We start from the raw sequence: 10,486 nt of genomic DNA, 5'->3' as shown, positions 1-10,486 counted from the left end.
CCCTCAGGACCCGCGCCTCCCGAAACGCGGTGGCCCCAGGCCCCGGGGGGTCGGGAGGATGGGGCGATGACGACCGACAGCGGGGCCGTGGGGGCACAGGGTGTGCGAGCCGAGTGGGGGGACGTGCCCGCGGGGGTGCGGGGAGAGGCCGAGGCGCGCCTGGGGGCACGCGTCGCGGCGGCGGAGACGCAGGCCGGCGGCTTCTCGCCGGGCGTGGCGGCCCGCCTGCGGCTGACGGACGGGACGAGGGCGTTCGTCAAGGCCGTGACCTCGGCGGCGAATCGGGAGAGCCCGGGCATTCACCGGGCGGAGGCCGCGGTGGCCGCGGCGCTTCCCCGTGAAGTCCCGGCCCCGCGCCTGCTGGCCTCCTTCGAGCGGGACGACTGGGTGGTCCTGCTCTTCGAGGACATCGAGGGCCGCACGCCCGCACAGCCGTGGGACGCGGCCGAGTTGGAGCGCGTCCTGACCGCGGTCGGCGACCTCGCGACGCTGCTCACACCGTCCCCGCTGGAGGTCCCGCCCGTGGCGGAGGCGAACGCGGAGAACTTCCACGGCTGGCGCGCCCTGGCCGCCGAGCACGCGGCGGGCACCGACGACCTGACGGGCCTCGACCCCTGGGCCGTACGCCATCTGGCGGAACTGGCCGCGTTGGAGGCCGGATGGGCGCGGGCGGCGGCCGGAAAGACCCTGGCCCACGCGGACCTGCGGGCCGACAATCTGCTGCTCACCGCGGACGGCCGCGTCATGGTCGTGGACTGGCCGTGGGCCTGCCTGGCGGCGCCCTGGTTCGACCTGCTGCTGATGCTGCCCAGCGTGGGGATGCAGGGCGGACCGCCCCCCGCCGAGATCTTCGACCGGCACCCGGTGGCCGCGGGCGCCGACCCGGACGGCGTCACGGCGGTGCTGGCCGCCTTCGCCGGCTTCCTGCTCGGCCACGCGCGGCGGCCCGCGCCGCCCGGCCTGCCGACACTGCGCCCCTTCCAGCACGCCCAGGGCGTCGTCGCGCTCGACTGGCTGCGGACCCGTACCGGCTGGTCCTGACAGCGGCGCGCCCTACCCTGGCCTTATGTCCCCTTTCGTGGTCGAGCGCCGCACCCCGCTGCCCGTCGCCGAGGCGTGGCGGCGGCTGACCGACTGGGAACGGCACACCGCCACCGTGCCGTTGACCCGGATCAGCGTGCTGACGCCGCCGCCCGACGGGGTCGGCACGGCCTTCGTGGCGCGGACCGGGCTCGGCGGTGCCGGGTTCGACGACCCGATGCGGATCGTGCGCTGGGAGCCGCCGGTCGACGGCGGCCCCGGATTCTGCCGCCTGGAGAAGACCGGCCGGATCGTCACCGGCTGGGCGGAGATCGACGTACGGCCGGACGACAGCGGTACAGGTGCGGGCGCGGATACCGGCTCGTGGGTGCGCTGGCGCGAGGAGCTGCGGGTGTGGCGGCTGCCGGGAGCGTTCGACGCGGTCACGGCGCGTACCGGACGGCTCGTCTTCGGCCGGGCCGTGGACACCCTGCTGCGCGGGGAGTGAGGCGAAGACGGCCCGCGGGTACCGATGAGTTCCGCGCCGCGCACCGGTCTACCCCGGTGAAGCGCACGACCTTCCCGTGACACCGACCAGCGGAACGTAAGGCAGGCACCCATGTCCACGAAGATCTTCGTCAACCTCCCCGTGAAGGACCTCGACCGCTCCGTGGCCTTCTTCACCGCCGCCGGGTTCACCTTCAACCCGCAGTTCACCGACGACAACGCGACCTGCATGGTGATCAGCGACGACATCTACGCGATGCTGCTGGTCGAGCCCTTCTTCCGGACCTTCACCGAGAAGGAGATCGCGGACACCGCGACCACCACCGAGGCCATCGTGGCGCTGGGCCTGGACAGCAAGGAGCAGGTCGACCGGATCGCGGAGGCGGCCGTGGCCGGGGGCGGCACGGCGGCCAAGCGCACCGAGCAGGAGAGCCCGATGTACACCCGGAGCTTCTTCGACCTGGACGGCCACCACTGGGAGCTGTTCTGGCTGGACCCGGCCCTCGCCCAGGGCTGACCCCCCTCGCCCAGGGCTGACCCCCCTGGTCCAGCGGTCTGGTCACCGTACGGGCGGCGGCCCGCTGCTCTCGCGCACGACCAGCTCGCCCGCGACCTCCACCCTGGTCGACGCGGGCTGCTCCCCGCCGAGGAGCTGGAGCACCATCCGGGCGGCGAGTGCGGCCATGTCGGCGAGCGGGGTGCGTACGGTGGTCAGCCGCGGGGTGACCCAGTCGGCGAAGGGCAGGTCGTCGAAGCCGACGACGCTCAGGTCGGCCGGGACGCGCAGCCCGAGCGCGGCGGCGGCGCGGTAGGTGCTCAGCGCCTGCTGGTCGTTGCCCGCGAAGACCGCGGTCGGCGGGTCGGGCAGCCCCAGCAGGTCCAGGGCGTGCCGGTGCGCGGGCTCGTGGGTGAAGTCGCCGTAGCGGACGAGCGCCGGGTCGAAGGGCAGCCCGGCCTCGTCGAGCGCCGAGCGGTAGCCGTCCACGCGGGCGCGTGAGGCCAGCCGCTCCGGCGGCCCGCTGATGACGGCGATCCTGCGGTGGCCGAGCCCGATGAGATGGCGGGTCGCGGCCAGCCCGCCCGGCCAGTTCGTGGCGCCCACCCACGGCACTCCGGGCGCGGGCTCGTCGGCCGGGGCGATCAGCGCGAAGGGCAGGCCGAGCCTGCGCAACTCCTCGTGCTGGGCGGCCGTCAGCTCCGGCAGCACCAGGATCGCGCCGCGCGTGCGACGGGTGGCGAGCGAGTCCAGCCACTGCCGGGTGAGCCGGCTGCGGCCGTGCGTCGCCGACACCACCATGCCCAGCCCCTCGGCGTGCAGCGCCTCCTCCGCGCCCCGGATCAGCTCGCCCGCCCACGGGCTGGCCAGTTCGTTGATCACGAAGTCGATCAGGCCGCCCGCCGCCAGCGCCGTCGCCGCGGGGCGGTGCCGCGCGAGATACCCGTGCTGCTCCAGCAGCCGCTGGACCTTGGCGCGGGTCCTGGACGCCACGTCCGAGCGGTCGTGCAGCACCTTGGAGACCGTGGAGACCGACACCCCCGCCTGCCGCGCGATCTCGGCGAGCGTCGTCGTGCCTCCGCCGCCCGCGCCTGCGTCTGTGTCGCCGTCGGCTTCGTGCCCCGGTTCCGCCGCCGCCATCCTCTGCTCTCCCGCGCTCGCGCCCCCGGCGGCCGTACCGCCGTGCCGGTCCGCCTTTTGCGAAAGCTATCGCGAATCACCGCGGTCGCGGTTCTCGGACCCGGCGGCGGTCCGCGGGCCGGGAGACGGACGGCGGGTCCGGCAGCGGTCGGCGGGCCTGGTCGCGGCCCCAGGACCCGGCGGCGGTCCGCGGGTCCCGTCACCGCCTTGACCCTCACCGAAGGTGAGGGCCCACCGTGAGGGCAGGGCGTACCGCACGCCGCGGAACCGGACGAGAGGACCTTCCATGAAGACGACTGGACCTTCCACGACAGAGCGCTGCGTCATCCTCGACATCGGCGGAGTCCTGGAGATCACACCGCCGACGGGCTGGATCGAGCGGTGGGACGAGCGCCTCGGCCTCCCGCCGGGCACCGTGGACCGTCGTCTCGACGACGTCTGGGAGGCCGGGGCGGTCGGCGCGATCACCGAGCCCGAGGTACGCGCCCAGGTCGGCGCCCGTTTCGGCCTCGACGCCCGCCAGGTCGAATCCTTCATGTCCGACCTCTGGGCCGAATACCTCGGCGCCCCCAACACGGAACTCATCGACTACGTCCGCGGCCTGCGCTCCCGCTGCCGCCTCGGCATCCTCAGCAACAGCTTCGTCGGCGCCCGCGAACGGGAGACCGCCCGCTACCGCTTCGACTCACTGGTCGACGAGATCGTCTACTCCCACGAGATCGGCGTCTCCAAGCCCGACCCCCGCGCCTTCGCGCTCACCTGCGAACGCCTCGAAGTCCGCCCGTCGGACTGCCTGTTCATCGACGACCACGCCCCCAACATCGCCGCCGCCGAGACCGCGGGCATGCGCGCCCACCTCTTCACCGGCACCCCGCAGGCCGTCGCCCGCGTCGAAGCCCACCTGCCGGCGCTATGAGGTGCGGGTGTTGGTGAGGTGCGGTCCGATGTGGCCGATGTAGAGCAGACCGGTGTTGGCGGTGTCGTCGAAGAAGTGCAGCCGCGGGGAGATGGTGCTGCCGCCGCCGATCCGCAGATGGGCCTCCATGTAGACCGCGCCGGAGGGATCGACGGCGCGGGGCACGGGGAGGGTGCGCTCCTTGCGCCAGGAGAGGTTGCGCCAGACGGTGTCGGACTCCTTCATCAGGACCTTGCCCGCCGGGAAGGGGTGGCAGCCGGAGGGGAGATCCTGGCACCAGGAGCGGAAGTCGCCGCGGGCGCGGCCGGCCACGGAGGCGGCGGCGAAGTCCTCGAGAGCCTGGAGCGCTTCCCAGCAGACGTTGACCCAGTTGGGCTTGGAACGGTCGTCGAGACCGGTCATCACCTTGGGGTCCCCGGTGAAGAGCAGGGTGGGGAACTGGTGCAGCCGGGCGTGGAGTTCGGTGAAGCTGCCGGGCAGCGCCTCGCTCTCGTCCTCCTCGACGGGGGCGAAGGCGGCCTCGTAGGCGCCGACTTGCTGGAGACGTAACTGGAGCGCGCGGACCTGCTGTTGGGCGGCGCGGCGCTCGGCGTAGAACTCCTCGGCGAGCCAGTTGGCGTCGGCGAGGTCGTGCTGGAGCTCGCGGACCTGCTTGTAGCGGGCGGCCTCGGCCTCCGCCGCCTCGTCGAGAAGGGCGATCAGGCTCTCGTGGTCGGCGCGCAGGCGCGCGATCTCGTCGCCGTGCTCGGTGGACCGGGGCCGCGGGCGCTGGGCGTGCAGGCGGGCCAGCGGCTGGGGGAGCGGCATGCGGGCCGCCTGGTTGCGCGGCAGCGCGGTCAGCACGGTGGCGGCCCGTACCGGATCGGCCTCGACCGTGGCGCGGGACATCACCGGGTGCCGCTGCCCGTCGGCGGCCCACGCGGGGTCGACGCGCGGCATGTACGTACGGATGCCGCCGCCGAAGACCGGATGGTGTTCGAGCGCCTTGTTGAACGCGGCCTGCGCCTCGCGGGTCAGCACGTACAGCACCGCGCGGCCCACGAGTTGGGTGAAGGCGCGGTCCACGACCTTCTCCAGCCACTCGTCGGCGTCGGTCCCGTACGGCACGCTCGCCACGACGATGGGCAGCCGCCGCTCCCGGTCGGTCAGCTCCTCGACCACCTCCTTCACGTCACCGGCGTAGATGAAGCTGGCGCGGGCGCGGATCTCGGCGATGCCGCTGTGCGTGTCCAGAGCGTCGAGTATCGCGTCGGCCAGCCGCGGCTTGGACGCGCGGATCTGCGGTATCTCCGCCGAGTCCGGCCGGTGTTCGACATCGAGCTGCACCCAGGTGCGGCCCGGATCGGCCATGTCGGTACGGACGATGAGCGTGGACTGCCAGGTCGCCCGCAATGTCGGCGGGCTCTCCCGCAATCGCCAGCGGCTGTGCGCGCCCTGCTGCCCCGAATCGGTGTCGCGGTCGAGCGTCACGTGCTCGGCTATCTCGTTGCGGCCGTCGTGCAGCGCCGTGACCGGATAACCCTTGGCGTCGGTGAGCCACTCCGCGACCAGCCGGTCGGCCGTCGCGGCGGCCGTGACGTAGTCCTGCTCGGTCCACACGACCATGCGGTACGCGGACGCGTCCACGCAAGTCCCCCCTCGGTGGGCTGATCGATCTTCAAGGGGAGGCTAGAAGAGCGCGGTGTCACGGTGATAGGGGGCAGCCCGTCCGGCCGGGCCGTACGGGCTGCCCGATCCGGGGCGAATCGGGTCCACGGCCGTTGGGCGTCACACCTCCGCTGCCCCGGTGGCCTACGCGAGCGCCGCCCGCAACTCCCCTGTCGTGGGCGGGTTGGCGCCGGGCCGCGAGACGGTGAGCGCGGCGGCGGTGCCCGCGTGGCGCAGCACATGGGCGAGGGTCGCCTTGTCCAGGGCGCCGAGCGCGGGACGGGCGGCGGCGCCGGTGAGGCCGAGGCCGGTGAGGGCGTCCAGCGTCGCGGACATGAAGGAGTCGCCCGCGCCCACGGTGTCGGCGACCTCGGTCCGCACCGGCGCGCCCGTCACCTCGATGTCACGGGTGAAGGCGGCGGCGCCCTCCCCGCCCATGGTCACGAAGACGACGGCGGGCCCGGCCGCCAGCCAGCGCGCGGCGACCGCCGCGACCGGCTCGCCCGGATACAGCCACTCCAGATCCTCGTCGCTCGCCTTGACGAGGTCGCTCAGCGCCACGCACCGCTCGACTCCGGCGACACCCTGCTCGTGCGTGCCCATCAACTCCGGCCGGATGTTGGGGTCGTAGCTGACGGTGGCGTCCGCGCGCAGCCGCGCGGCGAGGTCCACGGTGGTGGCCGCGCCCGGCTCCGCCACGGCGGCGATCGACCCGATGTGGACGTGCCGGATCGCGGCGGGCGGCTCGACGGGCCCGAGCGTCCACGCGATGTCGAAGTCGTAGCGCGCCGCGCCCTGTTCGTCGAGCGTGACCACCGCCGTCGGCGTGCGGACGTCGTGCCGGCCGTCCGCGAGCAGGTGTACGCCCGCCGACCGCAGGTGGTCGGTGATGAGCTTGCCCGAGGGGTCGTCGCCGAGCTGCGTGAGGAGCGCGGTGGCGTGGCCGAGGCGGGCCAGCCCGTACGCCACGTTGGCGGGACTGCCGCCGGGATGCGGCACATCGGGCTGTCCGGGGGTCCGGACGATGTCCGCTACGCACTCACCGATCACCAGGAAGTCGCTCATGGGCCACATGCTGCCGTATCGCGGTCCCGCCCGGCGACCCCCGTCCCCGTACGCGATCACGCGGGCGGTCCCCTGCCGGTACGCGGCCGGAGACCGTCTGCCGCGGCGGGCCCGCCCGCCCTACGCTGGTGGCGGCGGCCCCGCGGATGAGCGGGGCGGCGGACGAAGGGGGGCTCCGTGGACGCGGAGTTGGCGGCACTGGCCGCGTCGGGCGCGACGCAGGTGGTCACACTGATGGCGTCCGACGCCTGGACACAGGTACGGGACCGGCTGGCGCGGTTCTTCGCACGCGGCAGCGGCGGCAGCGCCGGGGCGGCGGCCGAGGACGGTACGGCAGCCGACGACGGTACGACCGGGGCCGCCGCACGCGCCGGGGACGAGACCGCCGCTCTCGACGAACTCCAGCTCTCCCGCGCCGAGTTGACGGCCGCCAGGGACTCGGGGGACGCGGACGCCGCCGCCGACATCGAGGCGGGCTGGCGCACCCGGCTGCGCCGCGTCCTGCGGGACGACCCGGCCGCCGCCGCCGAACTGCGGCTGCTGCTGGAGGAGTTGGCCCCGGCGGCCGGCCGTGGCTCGGTCAGCGTCGTCAACAACACCGTCAACGACGGGGTGTTCCACGCCCCGGTCATTCAGGGCCGCGACATCAGGAGCACCACCGTCCACGGCGGCGGCCCGACGACTGCCTGACGGCGGCAGGGCCCGGCGGTCAGGACTCGGACCTGTCCAGCTCCTCGTCCAGCGCCGTCGCCGCCGTGATCAGCGACAGATGCGTGAACGCCTGCGGGAAGTTGCCCAGTTGCTCACCCGTCGGCCCGATCTCCTCGGCGAACAGGCCGACGTGGTTGGCGTAGGTGAGCATCTTGTCGAAGGCGTAACGGGCCGGGCCCAGGCGCCCGGCGCGGGCGAGCGCGCCGACGTACAGGAAGCTGCACAGCGAGAAGGTGCCCTCGCCGCCGCGCAGCCCGTCGGGGGACGCGCCCGGGTCGTAGCGGTAGACGAGGCTGTCGGAGACCAGCTCCTCGTCCATCGCGTCCAGCGTCGACAGCCAGCGCGGCTCCTTCGGCGCGACGAAGCCGACCTCCGGCATCAGCAGCAGCGACGCGTCCAGCACCTCGCTGCCGTAGTGCTGCACGAAGGCGTGCCGTTTCTCGCTCCAGCCGCGGTCCATGACCTGTTCCATGATCGTGTCGCGCGCCGTCGTCCAGGTCTCCAGATCGGCGGGCCTGGCGAGTTCCGCGGCCAGCCGGATGCCGCGGTCGAAGGCCGACCAGCACATCAGACGGCTGTACGTGAAGTCCTGCCGCCCGCCGCGGGTCTCCCAGATGCCCTCGTCCGCGCGGTCCCAGTGCGCGGCCAGCCAGTCCAGCAGCCCGGAGAAGGCCCGCCAGCCCTCCCACCCGGCGAGCTGGGCGATGTCCTGCGACCGGGACAGGGCGTGCACGGCCTCGCCGTAGATGTCGAGCTGGAGCTGGTCGGCGGCCCCGTTGCCGAGCCGGACGGGCGCGGAGCCGCGGTAGCCCTCGAAGTGGTCCAGCGTCTCCTCGGCCAGGTGCGGGTCGCCGTCCACCCGGTACATGATCTGCAACGGCTCGCCGGTGACCGTGCCGCCCGCGCGCAGCCGCCCGCCGAGCCAGCGGCGGAAGGCGTCCGCCTCCGCGGTGAAACCGAGGTCGACCAGCGCGTTCACCGACAGCGACGCGTCCCTGACCCACGTATAGCGGTAGTCCCAGTTGCGCTCGCCGCCGACCTGCTCCGGCAGGCCCATCGTGGCGGCGGCGACCGGAGCGCCGGTCGGCGCGTACGTGAGCAGCTTCAAGGTGATCGCCGAGCGGTTCACCGCCTGCTGCCAGCGGCCCCGGTAGCGGCACTGCCGGATCCAGCCGTGCCAGAACTCCCGCACCCCGTCGAATTCCGCCCGCAGACCGTCCACCGTCACCGGCCCGGGCGGCTCGCCGTGCGCCGCGCACACCGTCAGCACCGCGGCGGCCATCTCGCCCTGCTTCAGCGTGACCGCGGCCCGGACGTCCTCCTCGTCGCGTTCGAGGTCCAGCGGGCCGACCGGCTGGAGGTACGCCCACGCCCCCGACGCGCCGAATCTGGCCGTGCCGTCGTCACTCACGTGCAGCCGGTGGTCGCAGCGGCCGTAGTCGAAGCGCGGCCTGCACTCCAGGGCGAAGCGGACCGTGCCGCGCACCACCCGCATGACGCGCAGCAGCCGGTGCCGGTCGGTGGCGGTCTCCGGCCGGTCCACCGGCATGAAGTCGATGACCTCGCCGACGCCGTCGGGGGTCATGAAGCGGGTGACGAGCACCGCGGTGTCCGGCAGATAGAGCTGCCTGACCCTCGCCTCAGGGCTCGCGGCCGCGATCGAGAAGTAGCCGCCGCGGTCGTGGTCGAGGAGCGAGGCGAAGACGCTCGGCGAGTCGAAGCGCGGCGCGCAGAACCAGTCGACGACGCCCCGCGACGACACCAGGGCGCTGGTCTGGAAGTCTCCGATGAGGCCGTGGTCCGCGATCGGCGGGTAGCGACGCATGAGGGCACCTTTCGCCGTTCCCCCGCCGCGGTGCGCCCGCCGCGAGGCGTCCCCCCGCCCTGACCACGCTAGATGACGCGGTCCGCACCGGCATTCCGGCGCGATCGCGGGTCCGTGCCGCCGGCGGGTCCGAGGAGGGAGGCCAGCGGCGGCTCGGAGGCCAGCACGGCGCCCGCGGTGATGGTGAAGGTCAGCACCGCGCAGATCGCGATCAGCCAGGACAGCATCGTGAAGACCGACCCCAGGGAGCCGTAATTGGCCAGGCTGCGGTTGAGGGCGGTCGGCATGTAGAGGCGGGCGGTCACCGACAGGGCCGTCATCGCCAGCGCGGTGAGGATCGCGCCGGGCAGCAGCGGCAGCCACGCGACGCGCTTGCTCAGCAGCAGCCGCTGGGTCCACCACCACACCAGCACGTCCGCGAGGAAGGTCAGCGGCAGGCCGAGCCACAGCCCGACGCCGAAGCCGTCGCGCAGCGGCCCCTGGAGCACCAGCGCCACCATCCACGCGGCGATCCACACCACCCAGCGCCACACCGCGACCCGCACCGAGGCGCGCGGCAGCCCCCACGCCCGCTCGCACACCCGCGCCATCGCCCGGCTGCACGCGGTGGCGGACAGCAGCGCCATCAGGACGCCGATCACCCCGATGGTCTGCCGCAGATCCCCGCCGTTCGCGCTGTAGACCTGCCTGAGCTGCTCGTCCGACGCCCCGGTGAGGCCGAAGACGTTACGCGCGGTGCTCACGAGCTGGTCGCGTACGGTCTTCGGCGCGAAGGCCGCGACCACGAACAGCAGCGGGACGGCGGTCAGGAAGAGCTGGGCGGCCAGCCGGGTGCCCGCGTCCAGCAGATTCACCGACAGCAGGCGGGCGGTCAGCTCGGTGATGACGGGGAAGCGGCGTTCCGCCGCGTGGCGCAGCCGCAGCCCGCGCGCCTTCCACCGCGCCGCGCGCCCGGCCGCCCCCGCGACCGTACGGCCGACCAGGCCCTTCTCGCGGTCGGCCCGGCCCTTCTCACGGCCCGGGGGCCCGGAGGGTGCGGCGGCCATACGCGACCTCCACGGCGGACACGGCGGACACGGTTGTGACGGGCGGACATGGCGAGCACCGCGAGCACCGCGAACACGGCGGCGACGAACGCCACGAACGCCACCAGTCAAGG

The 10,486-nt window shown here is 73.8% G+C and carries 10 protein-coding genes; 5 read left to right on the top strand and 5 right to left on the bottom strand.

Features of this window, described 5'->3' with window-relative positions; translation table 11 throughout:
• The first annotated feature begins 66 nt into the window (after nt 1-66).
• From ABZX65_RS01790 to ABZX65_RS01780, 3 genes are all read left to right on the top strand, one after another.
• Nucleotides 67-1,041, top strand: a complete 975-nt coding sequence (locus ABZX65_RS01790; RefSeq protein ID WP_355333250.1) for an aminoglycoside phosphotransferase family protein — start codon at nt 67-69, stop codon at nt 1,039-1,041.
• 25 nt (nt 1,042-1,066) lie between these two features.
• Nucleotides 1,067-1,528, top strand: a complete 462-nt coding sequence (locus ABZX65_RS01785; protein ID WP_355333247.1) for an SRPBCC family protein — start codon at nt 1,067-1,069, stop codon at nt 1,526-1,528.
• Nucleotides 1,529-1,639: 111 nt separating this feature from the next.
• A complete protein-coding gene (locus tag ABZX65_RS01780; protein WP_355333246.1) occupies nt 1,640-2,044 on the top strand; it encodes a hypothetical protein in 405 nt (134 codons plus the stop codon).
• Nucleotides 2,045-2,086: 42 nt separating this feature from the next.
• Here the strand turns inward: ABZX65_RS01780 and ABZX65_RS01775 are convergent, their stop codons facing one another.
• Nucleotides 2,087-3,163, bottom strand: a complete 1,077-nt coding sequence (locus ABZX65_RS01775; protein ID WP_355333243.1) for a LacI family DNA-binding transcriptional regulator — start codon at nt 3,161-3,163, stop codon at nt 2,087-2,089.
• A 286-nt stretch (nt 3,164-3,449) separates the two neighbouring features.
• Between ABZX65_RS01775 and ABZX65_RS01770 the strand changes: the two genes are divergently transcribed.
• A complete protein-coding gene (locus ABZX65_RS01770) occupies nt 3,450-4,079 on the top strand; it encodes an HAD family phosphatase (protein ID WP_355333240.1) in 630 nt (209 codons plus the stop codon).
• On the opposite strand, the gene ABZX65_RS01765 is transcribed toward ABZX65_RS01770, so the two are convergent.
• Both ABZX65_RS01765 and ABZX65_RS01760 read right to left on the bottom strand, forming a co-directional pair.
• The gene (locus ABZX65_RS01765) at nt 4,074-5,705 is read right to left on the bottom strand and encodes a hypothetical protein (protein ID WP_355333237.1); all 1,632 of its coding nucleotides are present in this window, start codon (nt 5,703-5,705) and stop codon (nt 4,074-4,076) included. The two genes, ABZX65_RS01770 and ABZX65_RS01765, sit on opposite strands and share 6 nt — an antisense overlap.
• A gap of 165 nt (nt 5,706-5,870) precedes the next feature.
• Nucleotides 5,871-6,800, bottom strand: a complete 930-nt coding sequence (locus ABZX65_RS01760; protein ID WP_355333235.1) for a carbohydrate kinase — start codon at nt 6,798-6,800, stop codon at nt 5,871-5,873.
• 168 nt (nt 6,801-6,968) lie between these two features.
• Here ABZX65_RS01760 and ABZX65_RS01755 point away from each other — a divergent pair, with 168 nt between their 5' ends.
• Nucleotides 6,969-7,481 (top strand): hypothetical protein, encoded by a 513-nt coding sequence (locus ABZX65_RS01755; RefSeq protein ID WP_355333232.1) that lies wholly within the window; start codon nt 6,969-6,971, stop codon nt 7,479-7,481.
• 19 nt (nt 7,482-7,500) lie between these two features.
• Here the strand turns inward: ABZX65_RS01755 and ABZX65_RS01750 are convergent, their stop codons facing one another.
• Both ABZX65_RS01750 and ABZX65_RS01745 read right to left on the bottom strand, forming a co-directional pair.
• Nucleotides 7,501-9,327 carry a glycoside hydrolase family 15 protein gene (locus ABZX65_RS01750; RefSeq protein ID WP_355333231.1) on the bottom strand — a complete coding sequence of 609 codons (1,827 nt, stop codon included), beginning with the start codon at nt 9,325-9,327 and terminating at the stop codon, nt 7,501-7,503.
• A 68-nt stretch (nt 9,328-9,395) separates the two neighbouring features.
• Nucleotides 9,396-10,373 carry a YhjD/YihY/BrkB family envelope integrity protein gene (locus ABZX65_RS01745; protein ID WP_355333229.1) on the bottom strand — a complete coding sequence of 326 codons (978 nt, stop codon included), beginning with the start codon at nt 10,371-10,373 and terminating at the stop codon, nt 9,396-9,398.
• Nucleotides 10,374-10,486 lie beyond the last annotated feature (113 nt).

The organism is Streptomyces sp. NPDC003300 (assembly GCF_040610915.1).
In the GTDB taxonomy this organism is placed as follows: Bacteria; Actinomycetota; Actinomycetes; order Streptomycetales; family Streptomycetaceae; genus Actinacidiphila.
This window is presented reverse-complemented; position numbering and strand designations above follow the sequence as displayed.